Below are 24,337 nucleotides of genomic sequence, written 5' to 3'. Positions count from 1 at the left end.
ACTACAATGTCAGGGACAGTGGGGCCGAACGACGAGGGGACGTTCCAGGGCACGCGGCTGACGCTCGACCTGTGGCACCCGAACTGCTGGGCGTGTGAATCGACCGACGAGGTGGCGGGTGGGGTCATCGCCCACGCCATCTACGACGGGCCGGACGGCACCGTCGACCAGACCGTCAGGGGGCTGTTCACCGCCTACGGCGAGACCACCGGCGAGGTCGAGGAACTGCTCGCGACCATCGAGGCGTCCCGGCTCACGGGCGAGGTCCACGAACTCCAGGAGCGCTTCGACTACGCCGGCCAGTCGACGACACCCGGGAACGTCGCCCGCGAGTTCTTCCTCGACTACCACCCCCGGGACATGGTGTGCCCGACGCTGCTCAAGCACGGGTTCGTCCACAACGCCCCCTGCCGCATCGAGGGCGGGCGCGAGTTCTGGCAGGTCGTCTTCTCCGGCACCAGAGACCAGGTCGAACCCGAACTCGACGCGGTCCGCGACGAGGCCGGCGCCGACATCGAGGTCGCGAGCATCACCTCGTTCGACACGCCCCTGAACGAGAAGCGCTGGCGGATGGACTCGCTGACGGACACCCAGCGCGAGGTGTTCGAGCACGCCCGCGAACGCGGCTACTACCAGTGGCCCCGCGGCGTCTCGACCCGCGAACTCGCCGCCGAACTCGACGTCTCGAAGACGACGCTGCTGGAGCACCTCCGGAAGGCGGAGTCGAAGCTTCTGGACCCGGACTCGAACTGAGCGGGTCTCCGAAAGAGGTGGTTCTCTGATAGTCTGACGAGGTCGTGCTGAATGTAGAGCACATATCGGTCGGTTCACTCGCCTTCGATGCCTCTCATCGGCGTTCCGAAACGTGTACGGCAATGGATATTGTGAGTTACCCGATAGCATTCACCAACATTTTTGACAGGCTGATACCAGCCATTCCACATGCTCAGAGAGTGGACTCGCACCCACCAGCTCAGGGCATTCGTTCTCATCGCCTTCGGCTGGACCTGGACGTGGGACGCACTCTACTACATCTTCAACTGGGGGGAGGTACTACCCGTCACTCTGGGACGGCAATGGGGCGTTCCGATTGCTGCGCTCGTAGTCGTCTGGGTCAGCGATGTCCCGGTTGGGGATTGGCTCGGACGCGTACTCGACTGGCGACTCCATCCGACTCTATTTGGCATCGCGCTCTTCATCCCGTTGTTCATCACGAACGTCCAGTCCGTGGTCGGCGCACTCGGTGGAGGATCGCTGTCGTATTCACCGCCGGGGAGCCTGCCTATCATCGTGCTGTTCGTTCTTGCGCAGATGCTCCTGTTCGGCGGTGTCGAGGAGATCGGCTGGCGTGGATTCCTCCAGCCACGCGTTCAGGAATCGATGTCCGTATTGACCGCCGGGCTCAGTATCGGCGTCCTCTGGTGGGTCTGGCATCTCCCGCTGTTCATCGGCCATGAACAGTACCGCCTCGAACCGGTCTTCTTCGTCCAGTATACCCTGTTCGTCATCGGTGCATCCATCGTGTTCGGGGCATTCGTGAACGTAACCGACGGGAGCGTACTCCCGCTGATGCTGATGCATGGAACCGTGAACCTGGGTCCGGTTCTCGCCGGATCTGGTGGCCTGCTGGACGGTACAGGGATCATCTCCATCGTCCTCGGGGCAGGGCTGTGGTGGCTGATAGTCTTGGCCCTTGTACTCCAGCACGGGCGGAAGATGGTGTCGAAAACCGCCGTTACATCGGGATGAAGAGACAGGGTTCGTTCAGAACAGCGTAGGGCGATCATCGGTCCCATCTGGTGGCTGTCGCGGACAGCATCTACTGAACACATCCCCTCTATCTCGCACGGAACTGCTGACAGAGTTCGAGTAGCTCCGTTCGCTCGTGCTGCAGACAGAACACGACCTTCGACAGGGGAAGAGCTACTGCGGCCCGTCGGAAGAACGGGGAGGACCGCGGACTCACCGGTTTCGCTCGACGACTCGCTCGGGCGTGTCGCTGGTGAAGACCGCTTCGAGCGCGTCCTCGAGCTCGGCGTCGGTGAGTCGGCCCTCGGCGTACTGGGTCTTCAGCTCCTCTATCGCCTCCTCCTCGCTCATCGCAGCGCCCTCCTTCCGGCTGGTATCGGAGCGTTCCTTCGCGGCGTCGATCTTCCGCTGGACGCGGGCGGGGATATCGGTCCGGAGGTAGACGAAGCCGGAGACGGCGAGCATCGTCACGAAGAGTCCCAGGACCGCGAGCGTGACGAGGACGGCGACGGGACCGACCGCGAACACCAGGAACAAAAGCGTCGCCAGCACCAGCAGGACCGTGACGACCGCGGCGGCGGCAGCCCCGAGTGCGAGCACGACCAGCAGCGGGTTCTCGACGAGGTCCTCGAGGAACTCCGCCGGGTCCGTGAGTTCCTCCACGATGTCTTCGATGTCGTCGACGGCGTCGACGAGATCTTCGAGGTCGACCATACAGTCTATTGGCGAGTCGAGATGTTCGCGGTTTCGGTCGTGGAAGGCCGCGGATTTCGCCCAAGAGAACCAGTTCTGTGCGTTCCTACCCGGTCAGCACGGCCCGCAGCGCGAACAGGGCGTTCGACTTGCGCTCGCGGACCCGGCGGTAGAAGTACTGGAACCACTTGTCGCCGTAGGGGACGTACTGCCAGACCTCGACGTCGTCGCTGGCGAGGTCGAACTGCGCGCTCTCGCGCACGCCCATGAGCATCTGCACCTCGTAGGGGGTGCCGTACTCGGCGTGGAGGTCGCGCGCGAACGAGATCATCTCTGGGTCGTGGCTGCCGACGGCGACGCCGTCGTCGAACTCCCGGAACATGTACTCCAGCAGGTCGCGGTACTGCTCGTCCACGCGGGCCTTCTTCTTGTACGCGACCGACTTCGGTTCGTCGTAGGCGCCCTTCACGAGGCGGACCTTCCCCGGGACCTCGGCGAGGCGTTCGAGGTCCTCGGGCGTGCGCTTGAGGTTCGCCTGCACGCAGACGCCGACGTTCCCGTCGGTCGCGTGCCCGAGTTCCTCGACCGCGTCCAGCGTCGCGTCCGTGGTCGTGTGGTCCTCCATGTCGACCCAGACGAACACGTCGTGCTCGGCGCCGGCCATCGCGATGCGTTCTAAGTTCTCCGCGAACACGTCGTCGCCGAGGTCGAGCCCGATCTGGGACGGCTTGACGGAGACGCACGCCGTCGCCGGACTGGTTGCGATGTCGGCGACCAGCTCGACGTATTCGTCGGCGTCCGCGTCCGCGGGCGGGCGCTCCTCGTAGTGCTCGCCGAGCAGGTTCAGGATGCAGCCCACGTCACGCGTCGAGGTCTGTTCGGCGTGCTCGATGGCGGCGGCGGGTGTCTCGCCCGCGACGAAGTTCGATGCGATAGGCGGTATCATACCACGACACTCGGGGAACTACCCCCCTAAATCACCACCCGACCATACGTTTCAGCAGAACGTTCACGAACGAAAATGAGTCCCGACCATGGTCGGGACCCACCTTAACCATCGCCTCGTGGTACCGTGGGACAGTTCGTCATGCAATCAGATACGAATCGCAGATTGTCACGCAGAGAGATACTGATGGGAACAGGCGTCTCGATAGCCGCGCTCAGCGCCGGCTGTTTCGAGAGCAGTGGTGGGGACACCGAGGGCGGTGACGACGGTGGCTCCGGCGGCGATGGCGGGGGCGGTGGTGGCGGCGGTGGCGGCGACGACGGCGGCTCCGGCGGCGACGGCGGGATGAGCACCTACACCATCGGGATGGTGGACTCGCTCACCGGCTCGCTGGCACCCTATGGCAAGCGCAACAAGCGCGGCAAGGAGCTCGCCCTCTCGAAGATCAACGAGGTCGGCGTCGGCCCGAACGGCGAGGGCACGCTCGAGATCTCCGTCGAGGACGACGAGAGTACCAACCAGGCGGGCGTGAACGCGGCCTCGAAACTGGTCAACCAGGACGGCGTCCCGCTGCTGCTGGGCTCCGTCGGCAGTGGCGTCTCCATCGCCATCTACGACAGCGTCGTGAAGGGCAACGACGTGGTCCAGATCAGCCAGAACTCCACGAGTCCGGAGCTCACGACCCGCAAGGGCCTCAACCGCATGAGTCCGAGTGGGGCCGCGAAGGGCAAGGCGCTCGCGCAGTTCGTCGCCGACGAGGGCCACGACACGGTCGCCGTGACGTGGATCAACAACGACTACGGGCAGGGCCTCCAGGGCGTCTTCGCCGACGAGTTCTCCGGCACCGTGGCGTACAACGAACCGCACGACCAGGGCCAGTCCACCTACAGCAGCCTGCTGGCGGAGATGGCCGGCACGGACGCCAGCGCGTGGCTCTTCCTCACCTACGCGAACGAGTTCACGGTCATGGCCAACAACGCGTTCGACCAGGGCTACAACGAGCAGGTCGACTACTTCGGTGCGGAGTCGACCGTCGCCGACGAGATCCTCGCGAACACGCCCGAGGGCAGCCTCGACGGCATGATGGGCATCACCGAGAGCGCCCCGGCGTCCCAGGACAACTACCAGACCTTCGTCTCGGACTTCGAGAGCGAGTTCGACGCGTCCCCGACCGTCTGGTCCGCGTACGCCTACGACGCCGTGACGGTCGCGGCCATCGCGGTCACCGCGGCGGACGACTTCACCGGCTCGGGCATCGAGTCGGTCGTCCGCGACGTGACCCGCCCCGACGGTGAGGAGGTGTTCACCTTCGAGGAGGCTGCAGCCATCCTCCAGGACGGCGGCAGCCCGAGCGACATCAACTACCAGGGCGTCAGTGGCCCGGTCGACCTCGACGAGAACGGCGACCCGCCGGGGTTCTACCAGGTCTACAGCGTCGCGAACCACGAGTACGACTTCGGCGACTACATCACGAGCTAAGATGACACGGGACTCGGCTTCGTGCTCGACTACGCCTGTACGGGGGTCGGTAGCGTGAGCCTCGTCCTGCAGGTGAGCGTCAACCCGCTCCAGTACGTCGTCAACGGCGTGGTGTACAGCAGCATCATCGTGCTCGCGGCCATCGGCCTCTCGCTGGTCTACAGCATCGCCGACTTCGCGAACTTCGCCCACGGCGACACGATGACCGTCGGCGCGTTCGGCGCGCTGGCGACCGCGGGCGTCCTCAAGCCGATGCTCGGCAGCGCCGGCATCTTCGGGCTACCGGCGTGGTTCTTCGCGGCGCTGCTCGTCGGCATGGCGCTGGCGGCGGTCGTCGCGATCGCGACGGACCGCATCATCTACGAGCCGCTGAAGAACACCGACGCGGGCTCCATCGAGTTGCTCATCACGAGCATCGGGGTCGCGCTGTCCTATCGGGCGCTGGTCTACCTGAGTCCGTTAGAGACCGGCGGTACCCGCTACGGCGTGACCCGGACCGGGCCGATTCCGGCGATCCAGGACGCGCTTTCCGTCTCGGTGACGCCGCGGAAGATCGCCATCGTGTTCATCGCGTTCGTGCTCGTCGTCGGCCTGCACCTGCTGCTCCAGTACACGACGCTGGGCCGGAAGATGCGTGCGACCGCGGACAACCCCTCGCTGGCCCGGGTGAGCGGCATCCGGACCCGCGAGGTGACCCTCGCGATGTGGGTCATCGGCGCGGCGCTCGCGGCGGCCGGCGGCGTCTTCCTCGGCCTGGAGACGCTCGTCCGCCCGCGCATGGGCTTCGACATCCTGCTGGTCGTCTTCGCCGCGGTCATCCTCGGCGGAATCGGCAGCGTCTACGGCGCGATGCTCGGTGGATTCGTCATCGGGATGGTCCACGAGCTGACGCCGCTCATCTTCGACACCTTCGGCATCCCGCTCAGCATCGACTACGCGCCCGCGGTGGCGTTCCTGCTGATGGTCGCCATCCTGCTGGCCAGACCCAGCGGTATCATGGGTGATGCGGCATGAGCGTCGTCGATTCGATGCGCGAGTCCGTCGAGGAGGACGGCCTCGCCGTCACGGTGGTCGCGATCGCTGCTGCACTCGTGCTCATGCTGCTCGCGGCCGGGGTGCTCAAGCTCCCCTACGTGTTGCGGACCATGGCGTTCGGCGGCTCGTGGGTCCTGCTCACGATGGGGCTGAACGTCCAGTGGGGCTACGCCGGCCTCATCAACTTCAGCGTCGCCGCGTTCTGGGGCATCGGCGCGTACTCGACGGCGTTGCTCACGTCGCCGAACTCACCGCTCCAGCTGGGGCTGCACCCGGTCTTCGGGTTCCTCACCGCCATCGTGGTGAGCGCGCTCATCGCGATACTCATCGGCATCCCGACGCTCAAACTGCGCGAGGACTACCTCGCCATCGCGAGCCTCGGGCTGGCGGAGGTCATCCGCCTCGTCATCCGGAACGAGCGCGACTGGACGGCCGGCAGCTCCGGCATCAGTGGCATCCCGACCCTGTTCGAAGGGCTGCCCCTGACCCAGGAGGCGACCAACCTGGCCATCGTCGTGGTGCTCATCGGGGCCGTCTACCTGCTGTTGCGTCGGATGCAGCGCTCGCCGTGGGGTCGTGTCCTCCGGACCATCCGGTCCGACGAGGACCTCGCGAAGGCCCTCGGCAAGAACACGTTCAGCCTCAAGATGCAGGCGTTCGTGTTCGGGAGCATCATCATGGCCATCGCGGGGGCGTTCTACGTCCACGTGAACCTCTACATCGACCCCTCCGACCTCGTGCCCCTGACCACGTTCTACATCTGGGTCGCGGTCATCCTGGGCGGGACCGGGAGCAACCGCGGGGCCATCCTGGGTGGCATGACCCTCATCGCCATCCTGGAGGGGACGCGCTTCATCGGCGACGTCTCCCTGTTCGCCGGGCTCGACCTCGCGTCGATGCGCCTGCTGTTCATCGGTCTGCTCATCATCACGGTCGTCCGGTTCAAGCCGGCCGGCCTGCTGCCGCCGCGGTCGGAGCTCATCTGGCCCGGCGCCCGGCGCTCCAGCGAGGGTGAGAACCAGTGAGCCTGAACGAACTCGACTACTCCGGCGCGGTGCTGAACAAGGACGACCCGGTCCTCCGGACCGAGGGTCTGAAGAAGTCCTTCGGCGGCCTCACGGCGACCGACGACGTGACCCTGGAGGTCGAACGTGGCTCCATCACGGGGCTCATCGGCCCGAACGGCGCCGGCAAGTCGACGCTGTTCAACCTCGTCTCGGGGTTCTACGACCTCGACGACGGGCGGGTGTTCGTCAACGACCACGAGGTCACCGACGACCCGCCCTACGAGGTGTCGCGGGCCGGGCTCGTCCGGACGTTCCAGACGCCCCGGCGACTGGAGGGCATGACGGTGCGCGAGGCGATGCTGGTCGGGCCGCGCCCGCAGGCGGGTGAATCGGTCGTCTCGCTGTTCACCTCGCCCGGTTCGGTCACCGAGGAGGAGTCGGCCAACATCGACCAGGCCATCGACCTGCTCGAACGCTTCGAGATCGACCACCTCATCGACCAGCCGTCGACCGAACTCTCGGGCGGCCAGCTGAAACTGGTCGAGCTGGCGCGTGCCATCACGACCGACCCGGACGTACTGTTGCTCGACGAGCCGGTCGCCGGCGTCAACCCGACGCTGGCGAACGACATCAAGCGCTTCGTCAGGGAACTCAACGAGGAGGGCCAGACGTTCTGCATCATCGAGCACGACATGCCGTTCATCATGGACCTCGCGGACCCCATCATCGTCCTCGACCAGGGCCGGGTCCTCATGGAGGGCACCCCCGACGAGGTCCGGAACGACCCACGTGTCATCGAGGCGTACCTCGGAGGTGGCGAATGAGCGCCCAGCGCGCACTCGACGTGCAGGGCGTCGACTCGGGCTACGGCGAGGCACAGGTCCTCTACGACCTCTCGCTGCACGTCGACGCCGACGAGATCGTCTGCATCATCGGCCCGAACGGGGCCGGCAAGTCGACCGTCCTCAAGACCGTCTTCGGCCTGCTCGACCCCTGGGCCGGCCAGATAACGGTCGGTGACACCGACATCACCCACACCGCACCCGAGGACCTCGTCCGCAAGGGCGTCGGCTACGTCCCGCAGGTCGAGAACGTCTTCGGGTCGCTCACCATCGACGAGAACCTGCGGATGGGTGGCGTCGCCAAGGAGAGCGGGCTGGAGTCGACCATCGACGGCCTCTACGACCGCTTCCCCGTACTGGAGGAGAAGCGCGAGGCGAAGGCGCGGACGCTCTCGGGCGGCCAGCGACAGGTGCTGGCGCTCGCCCGGGCGCTCGTCATGGAGCCGGACGTGCTCCTCATCGACGAGCCGAGCGCCGGCCTCGCGCCGAACATCGTCCAGGACGTCTTCCAGAACGTGAAGAAGGTCAACGAACTCGGGACGGCAATCCTGATGGTCGAACAGAACGCCAAGGAGGGGCTCGGCATCTCCGACCGCGGCTACGTCCTCGACCAGGGGTCGGTCGAGTTCGAGGACCGCGCCGGCGACCTGCTCGACAACCCCGAAGTGTCCAGACTCTACCTCGGTGGGTGAGGTGTTCCGGGGCGTTCGCGGACTCGCGTTCGCGCTCGCTCCCCTCACCGCCGCCGCCCTCTGGGGCGGGATGTTCGTCGTCAGCGAGTGGAGCTTCGCCAGCATCCCGCCGGTGACGCTCGCGTTCCTGCGGGTCGCCCTCGGCGCCGCGGTGCTGTTGCCCGTGGTGTGGTACGACGGCCAGCGCCTGCCGCGCTCGGAGTGGCGGCGCGTGGCCGCCCTCGCGGGCTGGGTGGCGCTGACGCTCGTGACGCAGTTCGTCGGGACCGACCTGACGAACGCCAGCCAGGGGTCGCTCGTCACCATCCTGACGCCGGTCGCGACCGTCGCCCTGGGCGCGCTCGTCCTCGGCGAGACCGTCACCCGGCGCCGGGCCGTCGGGGTCGGGCTGGCGGTCCTCGGCACGGTCGTCGTGCTCGCGGGCCAGTACGATTTCACGGCGCTCGCGGGCGGGAGCCTGCTCGGCATCCTCGGCCTCGTCGTCGCCAGCGTCGCCTGGGCGGTGTACACGATCCACGGGACGCCCCTCGTGCGCGAGTACTCCGCGCTGGCGACGACCGCGTACTCGGCGGCCGCCGCGGTGCCAATCATGGCGGTGTTCGCGGCCGCCGAACTCGCCGTGGTCGGCGTGCCCGCCCTGCCGGGGCCGGTCGGGGTCGCGGCCGTCGGCTACCTCGGCGTCGCGGCCACGGCGGCCGCGTGGTACCTCTGGTACCGCGGCGTCGAGTCGGTCGACGCCGGGACCGTCGCGGTGTTCTTCTTCGTCCAGCCGGTCGTCGGGACCGCACTGGGCGTGCTCGTCCTCGACGAGTCGGTCGGGGCCGGCTTCGTCGCCGGGGGCGTCGTGATGGCAGCCGGCATCTGGCTCGTCAGCACCGAACGCGACTGAAATCCTTCTTTCAGCCTGAACAAAGCACTTACCCGGTCGACAGCTACCTGACAGTATGCCCCGCGCTCCGCATTCCTCCACGCGCCGCGCCTTCCTCGCCGGGACCGCCAGCGCCGGCCTCGCCGCCCTCGCGGGCTGTCTCGACGGCTCGCTCGGCGGCGGGACCGGCACCGAGACGACCGTCGCCACGACCCCCGGGACGACCCCGAAGACGGACTCCGGGACCCACCCGACCTCCGCGACCGGGACCAGCTACCCCGACACCGAGGTCGCCTTCCCCGGCGGTCCGAAGTCCCGTCCCGAGCGCCCCGACGAATTGACCCGTGCGACCGCCCGGGAGTTCGTCCACGAACACGAGTACAACTGGGTGTACAACCAGCTCTGGTACAGCGAACACACCGAGGTCGACCTCTCCTGTGAGGTCCACTCGGTCGAGCAGGTCCGCGACGGCTACGAGGTCCTCGTGAGCTGTACCGGCTACTCGAACACCGGCGGCGAGAGCACAGAGAACGGGACCGCGACCCAGGTCCACGCCGACTGGTTCACGCAGTGGTTCGTCTACTACGTCGACGCCGACACCATCGCCCGCCGGCAGGCAACCGAGGACGAGAAGGACGAGGCACAGGGCTGACCCCCGCGGTACCGGGTACGCCCGTGGGCGCGGCCGACCCCGCCTCTGCCCGCCGCGACGGAGAAACAGTCATCCGACATGCCTGCGTTAGCATCTAGCATGGACTACCGGCCCGCAACCGTCGACGACATCGACGCCATCCAGCGAGTCGCCGAGCGCTCGTGGGAACAGGACTACCCGGACATCGTCAGCCGGGAGAGCATCCGCGAGACCGTCCACGAGTGGTACGGCGAGGACCGCCTCCGGACGGACATCGCGGCCGCCGACACGATGGTCCTCGCCGCGGTCGACGAGGACGACGTCGTCGGGTTCGCCCACGGCGTCGTCGCGGACGACACGGGGACGCTGATGCGGGTGTACGTCGACCCCGACCACCGCGGCGAGGGCGTCGGCCGGTCGCTGGTCGAGGTAGCCGTGGACGACTTCGCCACCCGCGGGGTCGACCGCGTCGAGGCGCTGGTGCTCACCGCGAACGACCCCGGCAACGAGTTCTACCAGCGCCTCGGCTTCGAGCACGTCCAACGCGCCACCACGACCATCGGGGGCGAGAGCTACGAGGAGAACATCTACCTCAAACTGGTGTAGTTCAGCGCGACCGCGACGAGGCCGCCGAGGACCACGGCCGCCACGATCGCCTCGACCGTCCCGAGCGTCTGCGACGCCGCGAGGTAGGTGCCGGCCGCGACGACGGCGACCGCGATGTCGGCCCACCCCCGTCCCGTGGCGTCGGTCGTCGTCTCCTCCTGTCCCTCTGGTTCTCCGGTCATGAGCCATCGTTGGCGGCGAACCAGCATATCTCTGAGCCATCGCGGCGACGAGGTTTCAATTCGCCAAACCTTCAGTACGAGCGTCGTGACAGCCGATATCGGTGAAATAACTCTCTGAGCTAGGCGAAGGGCTTCATGTACCCACCCCGTTGCCCCAGGTATGCGAACGAACCGACGAACCCTCCTCCGAACCCTCGGTGCCGCCGCGCTCGCCGGTGCCGCCGGCTGCCTGGCGGACACGAGCAGCGCCCCCGGCGACTCGCCGGACGGAACCGGCAGCGACGACCCGCAGGACCTCTCGTTCGAGACACACAGCTACCGCGCGAACACCCTCGTCGTCGAGGACGGCATCGCCCCGGACGCGACCGGCGACCGCTACGCGACCGTCCTGACCGAGGCGAACGGCGCCGACCAGTTCGTCTCCGGTGCGCTCGACGACGCGACCCGCACCTTCGTCGACGAGACCGACTTCGCGGCCCAGGACCTGCTGGTGGTCCAGACGTACCTCTCCAGCATCTCGACGGAGTTCGGGCTCGACTCGGTCGCCCGCGCCGGCACGGAACTGCGCGTGAGCGCGACCATCGACGAGGCCGACATGGGCGCACAGGCCGTCACCTACGAGACGGTGCTGGCCCGGGTCGAGTCCGGCGAGCGCGCGCCCGAGACGGTGTCCCTCGGCGTCGGTGGCGGCTCGCCGGAGACCTACGCGGTCGAGGCCCCGACGTCGGTCGACCACGAGGCCGTCCACGCCCGCCACACCGGCGCCCTCTACGACGACGGCCTCACCGTCTCCGGGGGACAGGGCCCCCACCTCCGGGTGCGGACGCTCACCTCGGCCGACGCCTTCTCGCTCGACGGTCAGAGCGACGTGGCCGCCTTCGTCGAGGGGACCGACTTCGCCTCGCAGGCCATCGTCGCCCTGGAGAAGCAGGTCCCGAACGCCTGCGAGTCGCTGGCCGCGACGACGGTCGAGCAGGGCCGGCGCCTCCGGGTGCACGCGGCGGTCGAGGAGAAAGAGTCGATGTGTACCCAGCAGGTCCAGATATCGTCGCTGCTGGTCCGTGTGCCGGCAGAATCGTTGAACGGTCGCACGGTCGCCGGTGTCGTCACCGGGACCGACGGGAGCGAGCGCGCCGTGCTGGCGCGACAGTAAACTGCTTCTCGGGGGGAGTCAGGACATGTGCGCCGTCACGTCGGTCGAGGAGATCATGCCGACGTAGTCGTCGTCGACGACCGGGAGGTGCTTGATGCCGTAGGTGGTCATCATCGCGGCGACCTCCTCCATGTAGAGGTCGGGGGCCGCGGTCTCCACGTCGGTCGTCATCACGTCCGACACCTGTAACTGCGTGACGTCCTGCCCGTCGGCGACGGCGTCGAGGACGTCCGTGCTGCTGATGATCGCCCGCGGGTTCGTCGGGACGACGAGTGCGTTGATGTCCTGCTCGCGCATGCGCTGGGTCGCCTCCATCACGGTCGCGTCGGGTGAGATGGTCTCCAGCGGGCTCGACATCACGTCTTCCACGGTCGGTCTGTCGTCGGGACTCATGGACAGTGCATGGCGAGCCACGACCAAGGGAGTTTCCCCCTGACAGGTGCGTCGGCTGGCCGACAGGCTGCCGGCCGCTCAGGCGTCCGGGAGCCGGACTGCGAAGAAGGTCCAGGGCGACTCGTCCTCGTCTTCGTCGTCGTCCGCATCGGCCTCGCCCGCGTCGAGGAGTTCGAGGTCGCCGCCGTCCGCGTGCTCCTGTCGGTCCCACTCGAGTGCGGTCGGCGCCCCCCAGACGTTCTCGACCTCGAACCCCGCGGCGAGCAACTGGTCCCGGGTGACCTCGGCGCCGGCCATGTTCCACTGCATCTCGACGCCGGCGTCGAGCCAGTCCGGGTTCTCGCCGTTCCACGGTTCGGCGGCCTCACAGACCAGTGCCCGGCCACCCGGCCGCAGCACCTTGGCGAACTCGTCGAGGACCGCCTGGTGGTCGGCCTCGGGGACGTGGATGAGCGACCAGTACGCGACCACGGCGTCGAAACTGTCGGCCGCGAAGGGGAGCCTGGTCATGTCGCCCTGCAGGAGCGCGGCGGCCGGGGCGTGCTCCCTCGCCAGTCGTACCTGCTCGGCCGAGATGTCGAGGCCGACCGCCTCCGTCGATTCGGCGAGCCGCCGGAGGACCGGCCGCCCACCACCACAGCCGGCGTCGAGCACCCGGTCCGGGTCGTCGAGCGTGTCGAGGAACGCCTCCAGTATCGCCACGCTGTGGCCCGCCCTGTCGCGCTGTGCGTCGTACGTCGCCGCCAGGTCGTCGTACCCGCGGCGGACGGCGTCCTTCTCGACCATCGGGGAGAGCTACAGGGAGGGGGCTGTTGAAGCTTCGGCCGGTGTGCGACGTCGTGTCGGGGACCCGATGGCTTTCGACACCCACGCCATCGTGCCTGTGTCCCACACAATTTTCCCGGTGTATGCCGTGCGTTAGCGCACCAATGTCACTCTGGCGCGACCCGACCAGGCGGCGGTGGCTCGGGTGGTTCACCCTCGCGACCGCCTTCGTGCTCGTGAACTTCCACCGGGTGTCGACGGGCGTGCTGGCCGACGACCTCACCCAGGTATTCGACACCAGCGCGGCGGAACTGGGGCTGCTTCACGCCTCCTTCTTCTACATCTACGCGCCGATGCAACTCGTCGCGGGGATGCTCGCGGACCAGACCGGGACCCGCCGGGTCGCCACCATCGGCTCGCTCGTCATGGCCGTCGGGGTGTTCGGGTTCGCCGCCAGCGACACCTACCTCGCCGGCTTCGCCAGCCGGGCGCTCATCGGGGTCGGCGCCAGCGTCATCTACATCGCCACGTTGCGCTTCTGTGCGAACTGGTTCGAGACGGGCGAGTTCGCCACCGTCGCCGGGATGACGCTCTCGGCGTCGGCGGTCGGCGGCATCATCGCGACCACGCCGCTGGCCCTGTTCGTCGCCGACTTCGGCTGGCGCACCGCCTTCCTCACCGTCGGTGCGGTCGGCCTCGTCAGCACGCTCGCCATCTTCCTCGTGGTGCGGGACGACCCGGCCGACGCCGGTCTCGACACCATCGAGGGAACCGCCGACCCGCCGGACCTCACCCCGCGCGAGACGGTCGACAACGCGCGGCTCGTCCTCTCCGAGCGCGAGACCTGGGTCCTCGGCGGGATGCTGTTCTTCGTCATCGGGACGAACTTCACCGTCATGGGGCTGTGGGGCATCCCCTACCTCGTGCAGGCCTACGGGCTCTCGGTGTCCGAGGCGTCCGTCTACACCCTGCTCGGGAACGCGGGGCTGGTGGTCGGCTCGCCGGCGATGGGCTGGCTCTCGGACTACCTCGGTCGACGCACCGGCCTCATCGTCGCCGCCGGCGTCGTCTACACCCTCGCCTACGCCCTCATCGCGGCCCTCGAGACCCCGCCCCTCGCTTTCGTCGCGGCCGCCTTCTTCACCGTCATGTTCCTGCTCGGCGGCTTCACCATCGCCTACACCGTCGTCAGGGAACGGTTCCACGGGTCGGTCAGCGGGACGGCGACCGGCGCGGTCAACGCCCTCGGGTTCTTCGGCGGCGCCATCTTCCCGGCCGTCCTCGGCGCGGCACTGGACGCCTACTGGACCGGCGAACTCGTCGCCGGCTCGCGGGTCTACTCCCTGTTCGGCTACCGGGTCGCGTTCGGCATCGCGGCGCTGAACGGCCTCATCGCGCTGGGCTGTGCGGTCTGGCTCCACCGGCGGGAGACGGCCGACGCGACGCCTGAGGGGAGCGAGACGGCCACCGCAGGGTCCCAGTAGTCCGGGGGGCCGGCGCGCCGAGCCACGGTCGGCCGTCCTGCCAGTAGCTTTACATCGTCCGTCAGATACGGTTGAGCCATGCATCGGCGGGAGTTGCTCGCTGCGCTGGGGCTGGTGGGCGCCTCGGGCTGTCTTCGACTCGATTCCGCGAGCACCCGGACAGACCGGACGGCGGCGACCGAATCCGGCCCCGCGAGCACGCAGACGGCGACCGACGTGGAGACGGCGACCGAGACGACCAGGGCCGAGCCCGCCCCGTACCCGACGGGCCTCGACGAGGCGGGACCGAACCTGTTCTTGCTGCCCAGTCACACCCAGGCGCTCAGGCAGACGAGCTTCCGGGTGGCCGAGAGGAAACTCAACCTCTCGCAGACCGAGGTGTACCGGGACCGCGAGTACCGGAGCGAAGGCGGCGCGATACTGGGGTCCTTGCTGGGCCGGGACGGGTCGAGGGTCGACCTCTTCCGCACCGACGAGAACGCCTACTGGCGGGAGGACCTCGGCGGCTCCTACACCTACGGGAACGACAGACACAGGAACGACAAGCGGTACGAGTGGACGCTGTGGAAGCGGGAACTGAACGCCTTCCTGAAGGCCGGGAACTGGGGGGCGCCCGAGGTCGTCCAGACCGGCCCGACCACCATCTGGCGGGTCCAGGCCGACTCGCTGGACGAGGAGGGGGTGGTGGACCCCGGGACGGGCGGCACCATCACGGACGTCGCCTCGGGCGAGCTGACGGTCGACGAGGACGGGGTCATCAGGAGCCTGTCCGCGCGCCTCGCCGAGGACCTGCGAGACGGGGGCGAACAGGTCCTCGAGGTGGAGTACACCGTCGACTCCATCGGGTCCGTCTCCGTCTCGCGGCCGTCCTGGGTGGCGACGGCGAGCGAGCAGGCCCCGAAGCTCTCGGTCGCCGTCACCGACGACGACTCGTTCGTCAGACTCCGGATCGAGTCCGGCGGCGCGATCGCTGCGGGGTCGGTGTTCCAGGTCTACGACCGCGCGAAGGACGGGGGCGTCATCGACTACAGACTCGAGGAGCCACTGGAGCCGGGGACGACGGCGTACCTGTCCCGGGGTGGCGACTCGTTCGCACGTGGGAGCCCACCGTCCGAGGAGCCGACGCAGACGCTCACGAGCAGCTACGACGTCTGGGCACGGCGACGGGGCCTCCACTACTTCAAGACGTACGAGGTAGAGTCGTAGGCGGCTGTTCCGGCCACAGAAACGATGACGACGAACCGGTATCGGCAGCTATCGAGCCGGCCTCAGTAGTCGATGCGGGTGATCTCGTCGACGGGCCACTGGCTCAGCACCTCGACGCCGTTCTCGCGGACGACGACCATCTCCTCGACGCGGACGCCCTGCCGGTCGGCGGGCTCCATCGTCTCGACGGCCATCGTCATGCCCTCCTCGATCTCGATGGGGTGGTCCGGGGAGAGGCCGCGCCAGATGAGCGGGACCTCGTAGAGCTGGAGACCCAGCCCGTGGGCCCAGTGGTTGGTCGTCATCTGCCAGTGGTCGGTCGCGCCGTACCAGTCGGCGTGCTCCCCCTCCATGTCCGGGAAGCCCTGGCAGATCTCGTCGGTGGTCGCGCCCGGCTCGATGCGGTCGAGCACGTCGTAGAGGTTGTCGCGGGCGATCTCGTAGGCGTCCTGCTGGGCCTCGGTGGGTTCGCCCATGGAGAAGGTCCGGTAGTAACAGGAGCGGTAGCCGAGGTAGCCGATGTTGTACATGTCGGCGTAGACGATGTCGCCGGGGCGAATCATCCGGTCGGTGGTGTTGGCCTGGTGCTTCGGCCACGTGTTCGGGCCGGAGGTCAGGTAGCCGCCGCCGACGAACGCGCCGTGGCGCCAGAGTTCCTTCGTCACGTCGCCCCAGACCTCGGACTCGCGCTTGCCGGGGCGGGCGTTCTCGACGACCTGCTGGAAGCCGGCCTCGCAGATGGCCGCGACCTGGCGCAGGCACTCGATCTCGTCCTTCGTCTTGACCTTCCGGGCGTCGTGCATCAGGTCGACACAGTCCTTCGTGCGGACCTCCACGTCGTTGTTCTCGAAGGCGGAGATGAGTCCCTGGTTGCCGACGTCGAGGCCCATCGGCTCCTTGTGGACGCCGTACTCCTCCATCGCCTCGTAGACGAGGTCGGCCATCTTCTGCTTGAGGAAGCCGCGGGCGGAGTCGGACCCGGAGGCCCGCGGGACGTTCCCGAGGCCGGGGCAGGCGTAGCGGATGTCGTGGAGCCACGGGCAGTTGAACCGCTGGTTGCTGGCGTGGTCGGCGGTGTCCCAGTGGACGATGTCGCCCTCCTCGGTCAGGAGGGTGTAGTGGTCGGCGCCGGACCCGCCGGTCATGGCGAGGCCGGTGACGTACCGGATGTTCGGGTCCGACACCAGCAGCATCGAGCCCATCTCGGAGTCCTCGAGGCGGGCGAGCGCCTTCGCGTAGCGCTCCTCGCGCAGTCGCTTCACGTCGATGCGCTCCTCCCAGTCGACCGCCTGGGTACCCCGCGTCCCTTCCATGAAGGTGCGTTCGTACATAGAGGGCACTACCGGGGAAGTCCATATCAAACTACGGTGATAGACTCCCACACGGAACCGAGTTATCGGAGTACTCACCAAAGGCTTATGATACGATTGGGAGTAGCCTAGACCGGTATGAAACGAGTGCTCTCCAGCGTGGGAATCGGTTCCGCCAACGTCGACACCATCCTCCCGAAGACGTCGCTCGAACCCGGCGAGACGGTCGAGGCGACCGTCGAGATCGAGGGTGGGTCGGCCGAACAGGAGATCGAACACATGTACTTCGCCCTGATGACGCGGTACCGCACCGAGGACGGCTACTCGCAGGCCGTCATCGACAAGTTCCGCGTCGGTGATAACTTCACCATCGATGAGGGCGAGCACCGCGAGGAGACCGTCGAGGTCACGGTCCCCTACGGGACACCCCTGACGATGGGCAACGTGAAGGTGTGGCTGAAGACCGGCCTCGACATCGACTGGGCGGTCGACCCCAAGGACACCGACCACATCGAGGTCCGCCCCGACGAGCGCATGCAGGCGCTGTTCGACGCGGTCGAGGACCTCGGGTTCAGTTTCTACAGCGCCGAGGTCGAGAAGGCGCCGTTCGGCCGCAGCCAGCCCTACGCCCAGGAGTTCGAGTTCAAGCCCCGCGGCGGCGAGTTCCGCGGCAAGCTCGACGAACTGGAGGTCATCTGCGCACCCACCCGGGAGTCCGTGACGGTGTACCTCGAGATCGACCGTCGCGGCGGCGTCCTCTCCGAGTGGGCCGACACCGACGAGTCGAAGGCGAGTTTCACCTTCTCCGAGCCCGACCGCGACGCCATCCGCGACGAACTCGAGAGCATCGTCCGCCGGCACGCCTGAGCAGGGCCGACCCGGTCGCGAACCGTCACGACCTGTCCCGCGTCACCTCCCCCGCCCGACCCCCCGTTCCTATCACCCGACCGAACCGTTAACTACCCGCCAGTGCATCTTCCGCCCAATGCGACGCGTACTCTCCAGCGTGGGCATCGGTGCGGCCACGGTCGACACCGTCCTGCCCCGGAACAAGGTGACGCCCGGGACGGAACTGACGCTCACCGTCGAGGTCGACGGGGGCGACGCCGACCAGCAGGTCGACGGCATCTCCTTCGCGTTCGTCACGCGCTACTGGGCCGGGACCAGTCACGCCACGGCGGTCATCGACTCGACCACCGCCGCCGAGGACTTCACCATCGCGGCCGGGTCGCACCGGACAATCGAGGTCGACGTGACGGTCCCCGCGGCGACCCCCGTCACCGTCGGCAGCACGAACGTCTGGCTGAAGACCGGCCTCGACATCGACTGGTCCATCGACCCGACCGACAGGGACTCCATCACGGTCGACCCCGACCCGTACCGGCAGGCCTTCTTCGACGCCGCAGACGCCCTCGGGTACGCCTTCGACGAGGCCGACTGCAAGGAGGCCCACACGGTCGACCCGGCGCGCCCGTTCGTCCAGGAGTTCGACTTCGTGCCGCAATCCGACGAGTACGCCGACTCGGGCGACCTCGAGGCGGTGTTCGTCCCTGACGACGACGGCCTCACCGCGGTCGTGCAGGTCGAACCCGAGGGCGGCATCGAGGACTTCGAGGAGTTCGCCGCGGAGTCGAGCGAGTTCACCATCACCGACCCCGACCCGGACACGGTCGCGGAGACGCTCGACGACGTGCTGGCCGACCACGTCTGAGGACGAGGCGGAGTACCGATACCGGCCGGGCGTGTGACCACCTGAAGGGCTAAGGGTGCCCCGGTCGTGTTGTCCCCCGATGACACACGACACACCGATACGGGTCGACCACGTCGGCATCGCCGTCGAATCGGTGGCCGACGCGGAACCCGTGTTGCGGGCGCTCGGGTGCGAGAAGCTCTCCGACGAGACCGTCGAGGACCGCTTTCGCTGGGTCTACTACCGGCTGGGCGACGCCTCCCGCATCGAACTCATCGAACCCATCGAGGAGGACTCCTTCCTGACGGAGTTCCTCGACCGCGAGGGCGCGGGCCTCCACCACGTCACCCTCGAGGTGGCGGACATCGAGGTCGTCATCGACGGACTCGAAGCCGCCGACGCGGACCTCCGGGTCGTCGACTACGCCGAGTTCGACACCTGGACCGAGGCGTTCGTCTCCCCGGCGAACCCGACCGGGACGCTGTTCCAGCTCATGGAGTACCACGACGACTACCCGGAGGGGCGGCTCCCGCCAGAGGAACTGTTCGTCAACGGCGGGCGCGTCCAGGAGGTGCAGTCATGAGCGAGATTCCCGAGGAGACCCGCGAACACATCGAATCGGACCCGTTCTGCGCGAAGCTCGGCATCGAACTCGTCGACCTCGGTGCGGGGACCGCGGTGACGGAACTGGAGGTGACCGAGGACATGCTGAACTTCCACGGGACCCCCCACGGCGGCGCCGTGTACTCGCTGGCCGACGCGGCCTTTGCCGCCTCGTCGAACTCCCACGGGACCACCGCGGTCGCACTGGAGACCAACATGTCCTACCTCGAGGCGGTCGAGGTCGGCCAGACGCTCCGCGCCGAGGCCGAGGAGACCCACATGGCCGGGCGGACCGCCGAGTACAGCATCGACGTGACCGCCGACGGCGACCGCGTGGCGACCTTCCGCGGCCGGGTGTACCGGTTCGTGGACTGACCAGGAGGACGTGGGGCCCGGGAGCACGTTCTCGGCCCGTGAGAGCCGCCAGCGGCATATATCTCTTCGGCTGACGTATCACTCATCGTGAATACGTTCCTTCGCGCACTGGTCGCCCTCGTCGCCGGCATCCTGGGGTTCGCCCTCGTCACCGTCGCGGTCACCGCCGGTTTCGAGTCAGAGATAGCGTTCTCGCTGCTCATCGGTCTCCCGATGGGCGTCTACGCCGGGACGACGGCCGTCTTCGTGGCCTACGTCGGCCTGTGGTACCGTGACCGGGTCGCCACAGGGGAACCTGGCAGGACCGCAGCCCGCCTCCGATGGTCGGCCGTCGCGAGCGTGGCTGCCTTCGTCCTCTCGACCGCGCTCGGCCTCGCCCTGTACCTCGTCTTCGACGCGAGCATCGGCATCGGGATGCTCGTGCTCGGGGTCCCGGCCGTCGTGCTCGTCGCAGCAATCGTCGGCTACGTCGTGGGCGGAGGCGACTCCGGTGTAGCGCCAGGACAGCGGTCCTCGTCCGGGTGACTCACTTGCGCGGGTCGTCCTCGATACGGCGGTCGTCCACGGGGAACGACTCAGCCACCGCCTCGGCCAGCGCCTGCGTCTCGGCCGCAGCCACGTACACGACCCGTCCGTCGGTGACGACGACGTAGTGCATCGTCGGCCGGTGGTCGGTCCCGGGGACCGTGAGGACCCCGTCGCGCTCGGTCGCGTTCAGGTTGCCGAGCATGTCCCGCCAGGTCCCGGCGAACTCGGTCGCGTCCTCCTCGCTCGCCCACCGGGTGGCCCAGCTGGCCGCGACGCCGTCGGGCCGGTCGAAGGTCCGGAGCGAGTCGTTCCACCAGCCGGTGCTGGCGGTGGCTGCCCGGCGGTAGGGCACGTCGTTCGTCCGGAGCGCGTACCGGACCGCGAGTTCCCCGACGCGGTTCCGGGAGGCGGTCGACCAGTCGTCGGGCGCCGGTGCCGTCACGGCCGGGCCGGGCAGGTCCCACGACTGGTTCGGGTGCATCACCTCGGCGGTCGTATCGGGCGGGTTCGCGACGTGGTCGTTCCGGCGGTCCGCGGGGACCGACTGGAGGTACAGCGCCCCGTAGTACCGGGTCTTGTCGCTGAAGCCGAACGTCCAGTAGCCCCGTGGCTCGGTCCGGTTCCGGGCCGCGAGCGGGTTCCGGCCCGGGAGGTCGTACTGCCGCCAGTACCGGTACGTCGTCAGGGTCGCGTCGCCCTCGGTGAGCATCAGCCGGGCGTAGTACCCGTCGGTCGTGCTCCGGTAGCGCTCGCGCTCGGTGATGCCGTACTGCTCCTGGAGCGTGTGGACGAACTCGTGGACCAGCAACGCCTCGAACGACTCGGAGAACAGCCCTTCGTAGCGTTCCTCGTTCATCACCCCGACCGAGGTCTCGTCGGCGAAGCCCGAGGCGGCCGCACCGAGCAGTGGCACCTCCCTCGAACTGTAGAACTGGAGGACCTTCGCCTGCAACTCGCCGAGGTGCTTCGCGTCGTCGGGGTAGTCGAAGGGGTCGCCGGGTTCCATGGGTTCACCCTCCTGGTCCACGATGGCGACCGCGTGTGCCTCGACCTTGACCTGCTCGCGGGCCGTCACCCCGCGGAGAGTCTCGACCCGCCGGTAGACGGTGTCGACGGCCGGGTCGTGCGAGAAGTTGGTCGCGACGGCCCGTGGCTCGGGTGGCTCCTCGGGCGGTGAGAGGGGTTCGACCGTGGGGACGGCGGTTCGCCGTGCCGGCGTCGGCGGCGTCGTGGCGGTCGCCGGGGCTGTCGTGGTCGGCTGGCGGGACTCGGTCGCGGGTTCGGTGCCGTCGGTGGTCGGCGTCCCGTCGCCGGGCAGCAGCCCCGAACAGCCGGCGAGGAGGACGCAGACGACCAGGAGGACGGGGAGGGCGGGTCGCGTCACGGTCGAACGTCTCGCCGAACCGTGGTACTTCTTCGCAAAGGACAAGTGATTGCTGTAGTCTCCGGGGAGACACGCGAATCGTCGTTCTCAGCGCACGAGAGCCGGCATCGCTCGATATATCCGCGGCTGTCGTAGTATCACTCATGAAGACGATAGTCAGAGCCCTGGTCGCGGTCCTCGCCGCCATCCTCGGGTTCGTCCTCACGACGGTCGGCGTGACAGCCCTGTTGGCACCGCAGATAGAGTTCTCGCTGCTGGTCGGGCTCCCGGTCGGCGTCTACGCCGGCCTGACCGCCCTGTTCGCCACCTTCGTCGGCCTCTGGTACCGCGACCAGACCGCCACGGGCACCCCCACCGAGGGCGTGACCCGCGGGCTCTGGGCCGCCGGGGGCGCAGTCCTCGGGTTCCTCGGTACGGTCGCCTTCGGCCTGGGCCTCTACCTCGGCGCCGGCATGTCGATGGGGCTCACGGTGTTGCTGTTCGGCGTGCCGGCGGTCCTGCTCGTGGCTGGCGTCGTCGGGTTCGTGGCGGCCAGACTCGACCGCGATGGTGACGCCGGACGGCGGTTCTCGTCGGGCTGAGGACGGGACTCCCGCTGTTTCTCACTCCCAGTCGTACCGGTCCGCGACGACCGCCCGCCCCTCGACCCCGAGTTCGTAGTGCTCCCGCAGGTCCGCGAGTGGCGTCCGCGTCGCGTTCGTCCGAAGGTCGTTGTAGTACGAATCTCCGAGTGGTGCCTCCGGGTCGACCACCCGGAGCGTGGCGGACTGGATGTCGAGGTCGCGACGGTCGCCCCCCGCGTCCTCGCCGGCCTCGAGCACGTCGATGAGCCGCTTCGCGAGGTCCTCGTCACGGTCGCCGTCCTCGTAGCACTCGGCCATCGCGTCGAGGACTGCGTCCGAGGCGAGCAGGTTGCCGGCGACGGTGTAGTTCGTGCCACTCCGGTGGCCACGCCAGTCGTTGCACCCCTCGCCGGTGTAGGTGGCCGTCCCGTGGCTGTCGACCCCGTGTATCTGCCGGTTCTCCGGGTCGAGTTCGGGCCCGAGGACGGTCTGGATCACGTCGTCGAGGTAGTAGCCATCGGCGAGCAGGTCGAGAAGCCGCGGGCCGAGTGCCCCCGTGACGTGACCCTGGACGGCCACCGCGCCGTGTCGGGAGACGAACGGCGAGAGGTCTCCGATACCGGGCATCCGCGTCGTCACGGCGACGCCGAACCGGTCGTGGTCGCCGCAGGACTCTCTGACGCAGATGCTGAACGTCACGTACGGGACGCGACGCTACGGCTGTAAGTACGTTCTCCATTAGCTTGCAAGCCAGGGTAAAAAACAGCGATCGGCGAGCGAAGCGAGTGAGGCTCGCGAAGAGGTTACACTTCGCGGTGTCCCCGCGAGCGAAGCAAGCGGGGGCTCGCGAGGAGTTTACTCCTCTCTGTGGTCGAAGACGCGCTTGACCTTGCCGACCTCGGTGCGCTCGATGACGCCCGGGCCGACGACCTCGATCTCGTCGGGCTTGACGTCGAGGACGTCCTTGAGGCGGTTCTCGATCTGTGCCTCGAGTTCGGCGTGGGTGCCCTCGTAGTCCTCGTGGTACTCGACCGTGAGCTCCATGGTGTCGAGGTTGCCCTTCCGGTAGAGGTCGATGCGGTAGTACGGCGCGACGTCCTCCATGTCGAGCATGACCTCCTCGATCTGGCTCGGGTAGACGTTGACCCCGCGGACGATGATGAGGTCGTCGGCGCGGCCGGTGATGTTGTCCATGCGGACCATCGTGCGGCCACACTCGCAGGTGTCGTAGTTGAGCCGGGTCATGTCGCCGGTGCGGTACCGGATCATGGGCAGGGCCTGCTTGGTGAGCGAGGTGATGACGAGTTCACCCTCCTCGCCCTCGCCGACGGGTTCGCCCGTCTCGGGGTCCAGGACCTCCGGGTAGAAGTGGTCCTCCCAGATGTGCAGGCCGTCCTGGGCCTCGGTACACTCGATGGAGACGCCCGGGCCGATGACCTCGGAGAGGCCGTACACGTCGACCGCGCTGACGCCGAGGGCCTCCTCGATCTCCTCGCGCATGGGGTCGGTGAACGGCTCGGCACCGATGACGACCCGCGAGAGGGGCAGTTCGCTGAGGTCGATGCCGCGCTCTTCGGCCTCCTCGGCGAGGTAGAGGCAGTACGACGGGGTGCAACAGAGCACGTCCGATTCGAGGTCCTGCAGCATGTCGAGCTGGCGGGCCGTGTTCCCGCCGCCGGTCGGGATGACCGAGGCGCCGAGTTCCTGGATGCCGTCGTGGAAGCCGAGGCCGCCCGTGAACAGCCCGTAGCCGTAGGCGTTCTGGACCATCATGCCGGGTTCGACGCCGCCCGCCTTCAGCGAGCGCGCCATGGCCTCGCGCCAGACGCCGAGGTCGTCCTCGGTGTAGCCGACGATCTTGGGCTTGCCCGTCGTCCCGGAGGAGGCGTGGATGCGCCGCAGTTCGCTGCGGTCGACCGCGAACAGGTCCATCGGGTAGTTGTCGCGGATGTCCTCCTTCGTGGTGAACGGGAGCTTCGTGATGTCGTCGATGGTCTCGATGTCCTCGGGCGTGATGCCCAGCTCCTCGAACTGCTCGCGGTACCACGGCACGTTCTCGTAGACGTGCTCGACGGTCTCGCGAAGGCGCTTGCTCTGCAGTGCTGTGACCTCTGCTCGTGATGCGGTTTCGATCTCGTTGTAGACCATGTTTT

General features: G+C 68.0%; 28 protein-coding genes. 19 read left to right on the top strand and 9 right to left on the bottom strand.

What is annotated here, in order from left to right; genetic code table 11:
* The first annotated feature begins 6 nt into the window (after positions 1–6).
* Complete coding sequence (locus NOV86_RS02145; RefSeq protein ID WP_267639580.1) at positions 7–753, top strand: helix-turn-helix domain-containing protein; 747 nt, start codon at positions 7–9, stop codon at positions 751–753.
* A 189-nt stretch (positions 754–942) separates the two neighbouring features.
* Complete coding sequence (locus NOV86_RS02140) at positions 943–1,749, top strand: CPBP family intramembrane glutamic endopeptidase (protein WP_267639579.1); 807 nt, start codon at positions 943–945, stop codon at positions 1,747–1,749.
* 213 nt (positions 1,750–1,962) lie between these two features.
* On the opposite strand, the gene NOV86_RS02135 is transcribed toward NOV86_RS02140, so the two are convergent.
* Together NOV86_RS02135 and NOV86_RS02130 are read right to left on the bottom strand one after the other, a co-directional pair.
* Positions 1,963–2,463, bottom strand: coding sequence for a hypothetical protein (locus tag NOV86_RS02135; RefSeq protein WP_267639578.1), 501 nt, complete (start codon positions 2,461–2,463; stop codon positions 1,963–1,965).
* Between the two features lie 85 nt (positions 2,464–2,548).
* Positions 2,549–3,388 carry a proline dehydrogenase family protein gene (locus tag NOV86_RS02130; RefSeq protein WP_267639577.1) on the bottom strand — a complete coding sequence of 280 codons (840 nt, stop codon included), beginning with the start codon at positions 3,386–3,388 and terminating at the stop codon, positions 2,549–2,551.
* A 165-nt stretch (positions 3,389–3,553) separates the two neighbouring features.
* Between NOV86_RS02130 and NOV86_RS02125 the strand changes: the two genes are divergently transcribed.
* The 8 genes from NOV86_RS02125 to NOV86_RS02090 all read left to right on the top strand — a co-directional run bounded on the left by NOV86_RS02125 (position 3,554) and on the right by NOV86_RS02090 (position 10,548).
* Positions 3,554–4,867 (top strand): ABC transporter substrate-binding protein, encoded by a 1,314-nt coding sequence (locus NOV86_RS02125; protein WP_368408752.1) that lies wholly within the window; start codon positions 3,554–3,556, stop codon positions 4,865–4,867.
* Positions 4,868–4,921: 54 nt separating this feature from the next.
* Complete coding sequence (locus NOV86_RS02120; protein ID WP_368408751.1) at positions 4,922–5,881, top strand: branched-chain amino acid ABC transporter permease; 960 nt, start codon at positions 4,922–4,924, stop codon at positions 5,879–5,881.
* Positions 5,878–6,927, top strand: a complete 1,050-nt coding sequence (locus NOV86_RS02115; RefSeq protein WP_267639574.1) for a branched-chain amino acid ABC transporter permease — start codon at positions 5,878–5,880, stop codon at positions 6,925–6,927. The genes NOV86_RS02120 and NOV86_RS02115 overlap by 4 nt, the downstream gene beginning before the upstream one ends.
* A 2-nt stretch (positions 6,928–6,929) precedes the next feature.
* Entirely contained in the window at positions 6,930–7,733 is an 804-nt protein-coding gene (locus NOV86_RS02110; protein ID WP_303647532.1) for an ABC transporter ATP-binding protein, read from the top strand.
* Positions 7,730–8,443: an ABC transporter ATP-binding protein gene (locus NOV86_RS02105; RefSeq protein ID WP_267639572.1), complete on the top strand. Its 714-nt coding sequence runs from the start codon at positions 7,730–7,732 to the stop codon at positions 8,441–8,443. The genes NOV86_RS02110 and NOV86_RS02105 overlap by 4 nt, the downstream gene beginning before the upstream one ends.
* 1 nt (position 8,444) lies before the next feature.
* Positions 8,445–9,332 carry a DMT family transporter gene (locus tag NOV86_RS23185; RefSeq protein WP_438266713.1) on the top strand — a complete coding sequence of 296 codons (888 nt, stop codon included), beginning with the start codon at positions 8,445–8,447 and terminating at the stop codon, positions 9,330–9,332.
* Positions 9,333–9,387: 55 nt separating this feature from the next.
* Positions 9,388–9,963, top strand: a complete 576-nt coding sequence (locus tag NOV86_RS02095) for a hypothetical protein (protein ID WP_267639570.1) — start codon at positions 9,388–9,390, stop codon at positions 9,961–9,963.
* 99 nt (positions 9,964–10,062) lie between these two features.
* The gene (locus NOV86_RS02090) at positions 10,063–10,548 is read left to right on the top strand and encodes a GNAT family N-acetyltransferase (protein ID WP_267639569.1); all 486 of its coding nucleotides are present in this window, start codon (positions 10,063–10,065) and stop codon (positions 10,546–10,548) included.
* Here NOV86_RS02090 and NOV86_RS02085 read toward each other — a convergent pair.
* Positions 10,530–10,730, bottom strand: a complete 201-nt coding sequence (locus NOV86_RS02085; RefSeq protein ID WP_267639568.1) for a hypothetical protein — start codon at positions 10,728–10,730, stop codon at positions 10,530–10,532. The genes NOV86_RS02090 and NOV86_RS02085 overlap by 19 nt on opposite strands.
* 160 nt (positions 10,731–10,890) lie before the next feature.
* Between NOV86_RS02085 and NOV86_RS02080 the strand changes: the two genes are divergently transcribed.
* On the top strand, positions 10,891–11,883 hold the full coding sequence (locus tag NOV86_RS02080) for a hypothetical protein (RefSeq protein WP_267639567.1): 993 nt from the start codon (positions 10,891–10,893) through the stop codon (positions 11,881–11,883).
* Between the two features lie 18 nt (positions 11,884–11,901).
* Here the strand turns inward: NOV86_RS02080 and NOV86_RS02075 are convergent, their stop codons facing one another.
* Together NOV86_RS02075 and NOV86_RS02070 are read right to left on the bottom strand one after the other, a co-directional pair.
* On the bottom strand, positions 11,902–12,276 hold the full coding sequence (locus NOV86_RS02075) for a CBS domain-containing protein (protein WP_267639566.1): 375 nt from the start codon (positions 12,274–12,276) through the stop codon (positions 11,902–11,904).
* A gap of 78 nt (positions 12,277–12,354) precedes the next feature.
* Positions 12,355–13,062: a class I SAM-dependent methyltransferase gene (locus tag NOV86_RS02070; protein ID WP_267639565.1), complete on the bottom strand. Its 708-nt coding sequence runs from the start codon at positions 13,060–13,062 to the stop codon at positions 12,355–12,357.
* 143 nt (positions 13,063–13,205) lie between these two features.
* On the opposite strand from NOV86_RS02070, the gene NOV86_RS02065 reads away from it, so the two are divergent.
* Positions 13,206–14,525 (top strand): MFS transporter, encoded by a 1,320-nt coding sequence (locus NOV86_RS02065; RefSeq protein ID WP_267639564.1) that lies wholly within the window; start codon positions 13,206–13,208, stop codon positions 14,523–14,525.
* A 78-nt stretch (positions 14,526–14,603) separates the two neighbouring features.
* Positions 14,604–15,731, top strand: a complete 1,128-nt coding sequence (locus NOV86_RS02060) for a hypothetical protein (protein ID WP_267639563.1) — start codon at positions 14,604–14,606, stop codon at positions 15,729–15,731.
* A gap of 62 nt (positions 15,732–15,793) precedes the next feature.
* Here the strand turns inward: NOV86_RS02060 and NOV86_RS02055 are convergent, their stop codons facing one another.
* Positions 15,794–17,062 (bottom strand): M24 family metallopeptidase, encoded by a 1,269-nt coding sequence (locus NOV86_RS02055; protein ID WP_267639562.1) that lies wholly within the window; start codon positions 17,060–17,062, stop codon positions 15,794–15,796.
* 117 nt (positions 17,063–17,179) lie between these two features.
* Here NOV86_RS02055 and NOV86_RS02050 point away from each other — a divergent pair, with 117 nt between their 5' ends.
* The 5 genes from NOV86_RS02050 (at position 17,180) to NOV86_RS02030 (ending at position 20,234) form a co-directional block, all read left to right on the top strand.
* Positions 17,180–17,908, top strand: coding sequence for a sporulation protein (locus tag NOV86_RS02050; protein WP_267639561.1), 729 nt, complete (start codon positions 17,180–17,182; stop codon positions 17,906–17,908).
* A gap of 118 nt (positions 17,909–18,026) precedes the next feature.
* A complete protein-coding gene (locus NOV86_RS02045) occupies positions 18,027–18,752 on the top strand; it encodes a sporulation protein (RefSeq protein WP_267639560.1) in 726 nt (241 codons plus the stop codon).
* A 79-nt stretch (positions 18,753–18,831) separates the two neighbouring features.
* Positions 18,832–19,314 carry a VOC family protein gene (locus tag NOV86_RS02040; RefSeq protein WP_267639559.1) on the top strand — a complete coding sequence of 161 codons (483 nt, stop codon included), beginning with the start codon at positions 18,832–18,834 and terminating at the stop codon, positions 19,312–19,314.
* A complete protein-coding gene (gene paaI / locus NOV86_RS02035) occupies positions 19,311–19,709 on the top strand; it encodes a hydroxyphenylacetyl-CoA thioesterase PaaI (protein ID WP_267639558.1) in 399 nt (132 codons plus the stop codon). The genes NOV86_RS02040 and paaI overlap by 4 nt, the downstream gene beginning before the upstream one ends.
* Positions 19,710–19,796: 87 nt before the next feature.
* The gene (locus tag NOV86_RS02030; protein WP_267639557.1) at positions 19,797–20,234 is read left to right on the top strand and encodes a DUF8147 domain-containing protein; all 438 of its coding nucleotides are present in this window, start codon (positions 19,797–19,799) and stop codon (positions 20,232–20,234) included.
* Position 20,235: 1 nt separating this feature from the next.
* Here NOV86_RS02030 and NOV86_RS02025 read toward each other — a convergent pair whose 3' ends face one another.
* Positions 20,236–21,621, bottom strand: a complete 1,386-nt coding sequence (locus tag NOV86_RS02025) for a hypothetical protein (RefSeq protein ID WP_267639556.1) — start codon at positions 21,619–21,621, stop codon at positions 20,236–20,238.
* A gap of 143 nt (positions 21,622–21,764) precedes the next feature.
* Between NOV86_RS02025 and NOV86_RS02020 the strand changes: the two genes are divergently transcribed.
* The gene (locus NOV86_RS02020) at positions 21,765–22,202 is read left to right on the top strand and encodes a DUF8147 domain-containing protein (protein ID WP_267639555.1); all 438 of its coding nucleotides are present in this window, start codon (positions 21,765–21,767) and stop codon (positions 22,200–22,202) included.
* Between the two features lie 21 nt (positions 22,203–22,223).
* On the opposite strand, the gene NOV86_RS02015 is transcribed toward NOV86_RS02020, so the two are convergent.
* Both NOV86_RS02015 and paaK read right to left on the bottom strand, forming a co-directional pair.
* Positions 22,224–22,883, bottom strand: coding sequence for a DUF1028 domain-containing protein (locus NOV86_RS02015; protein WP_267639554.1), 660 nt, complete (start codon positions 22,881–22,883; stop codon positions 22,224–22,226).
* A 156-nt stretch (positions 22,884–23,039) separates the two neighbouring features.
* On the bottom strand, positions 23,040–24,332 hold the full coding sequence (paaK, locus tag NOV86_RS02010) for a phenylacetate--CoA ligase PaaK (RefSeq protein ID WP_267639553.1): 1,293 nt from the start codon (positions 24,330–24,332) through the stop codon (positions 23,040–23,042).
* Positions 24,333–24,337 lie beyond the last annotated feature (5 nt).

It is taken from the genome of Haloarchaeobius amylolyticus, from assembly GCF_026616195.1.
GTDB lineage: Archaea > Halobacteriota > Halobacteria > Halobacteriales > Natrialbaceae > Haloarchaeobius > Haloarchaeobius amylolyticus.
Note: the sequence above shows the minus strand (reverse complement) of the source record. Positions and strands in the feature narration are given on the sequence as shown.

What these genes read in the sequence shown, in the direction of transcription:
- NOV86_RS02115 (WP_267639574.1), top strand. Translation starts at nt 5,878, where the DNA reads ATGAGCGTCGTCGATTCGATGCGCGAGTCCGTCGAGGAGGACGGCCTC.
- NOV86_RS02130 (WP_267639577.1), bottom strand. Translation starts at nt 3,388, where the DNA reads ATGATACCGCCTATCGCATCGAACTTCGTCGCGGGCGAGACACCCGCC.
- NOV86_RS02075 (WP_267639566.1), bottom strand. Translation starts at nt 12,276, where the DNA reads ATGAGTCCCGACGACAGACCGACCGTGGAAGACGTGATGTCGAGCCCG.
- NOV86_RS02060 (WP_267639563.1), top strand. Translation starts at nt 14,604, where the DNA reads ATGCATCGGCGGGAGTTGCTCGCTGCGCTGGGGCTGGTGGGCGCCTCG.
- NOV86_RS02050 (WP_267639561.1), top strand. Translation starts at nt 17,180, where the DNA reads ATGAAACGAGTGCTCTCCAGCGTGGGAATCGGTTCCGCCAACGTCGAC.
- NOV86_RS02020 (WP_267639555.1), top strand. Translation starts at nt 21,765, where the DNA reads ATGAAGACGATAGTCAGAGCCCTGGTCGCGGTCCTCGCCGCCATCCTC.
- NOV86_RS02145 (WP_267639580.1), top strand. Translation starts at nt 7, where the DNA reads ATGTCAGGGACAGTGGGGCCGAACGACGAGGGGACGTTCCAGGGCACG.
- NOV86_RS02070 (WP_267639565.1), bottom strand. Translation starts at nt 13,062, where the DNA reads ATGGTCGAGAAGGACGCCGTCCGCCGCGGGTACGACGACCTGGCGGCG.
- NOV86_RS02105 (WP_267639572.1), top strand. Translation starts at nt 7,730, where the DNA reads ATGAGCGCCCAGCGCGCACTCGACGTGCAGGGCGTCGACTCGGGCTAC.
- NOV86_RS02065 (WP_267639564.1), top strand. Translation starts at nt 13,206, where the DNA reads ATGTCACTCTGGCGCGACCCGACCAGGCGGCGGTGGCTCGGGTGGTTC.
- NOV86_RS02080 (WP_267639567.1), top strand. Translation starts at nt 10,891, where the DNA reads ATGCGAACGAACCGACGAACCCTCCTCCGAACCCTCGGTGCCGCCGCG.
- NOV86_RS02055 (WP_267639562.1), bottom strand. Translation starts at nt 17,062, where the DNA reads ATGTACGAACGCACCTTCATGGAAGGGACGCGGGGTACCCAGGCGGTC.
- NOV86_RS02135 (WP_267639578.1), bottom strand. Translation starts at nt 2,463, where the DNA reads ATGGTCGACCTCGAAGATCTCGTCGACGCCGTCGACGACATCGAAGAC.
- NOV86_RS02040 (WP_267639559.1), top strand. Translation starts at nt 18,832, where the DNA reads ATGACACACGACACACCGATACGGGTCGACCACGTCGGCATCGCCGTC.
- NOV86_RS02140 (WP_267639579.1), top strand. Translation starts at nt 943, where the DNA reads ATGCTCAGAGAGTGGACTCGCACCCACCAGCTCAGGGCATTCGTTCTC.
- NOV86_RS02095 (WP_267639570.1), top strand. Translation starts at nt 9,388, where the DNA reads ATGCCCCGCGCTCCGCATTCCTCCACGCGCCGCGCCTTCCTCGCCGGG.
- NOV86_RS02045 (WP_267639560.1), top strand. Translation starts at nt 18,027, where the DNA reads ATGCGACGCGTACTCTCCAGCGTGGGCATCGGTGCGGCCACGGTCGAC.
- NOV86_RS02090 (WP_267639569.1), top strand. Translation starts at nt 10,063, where the DNA reads ATGGACTACCGGCCCGCAACCGTCGACGACATCGACGCCATCCAGCGA.
- paaK (WP_267639553.1), bottom strand. Translation starts at nt 24,332, where the DNA reads ATGGTCTACAACGAGATCGAAACCGCATCACGAGCAGAGGTCACAGCA.
- paaI (WP_267639558.1), top strand. Translation starts at nt 19,311, where the DNA reads ATGAGCGAGATTCCCGAGGAGACCCGCGAACACATCGAATCGGACCCG.
- NOV86_RS02085 (WP_267639568.1), bottom strand. Translation starts at nt 10,730, where the DNA reads ATGACCGGAGAACCAGAGGGACAGGAGGAGACGACGACCGACGCCACG.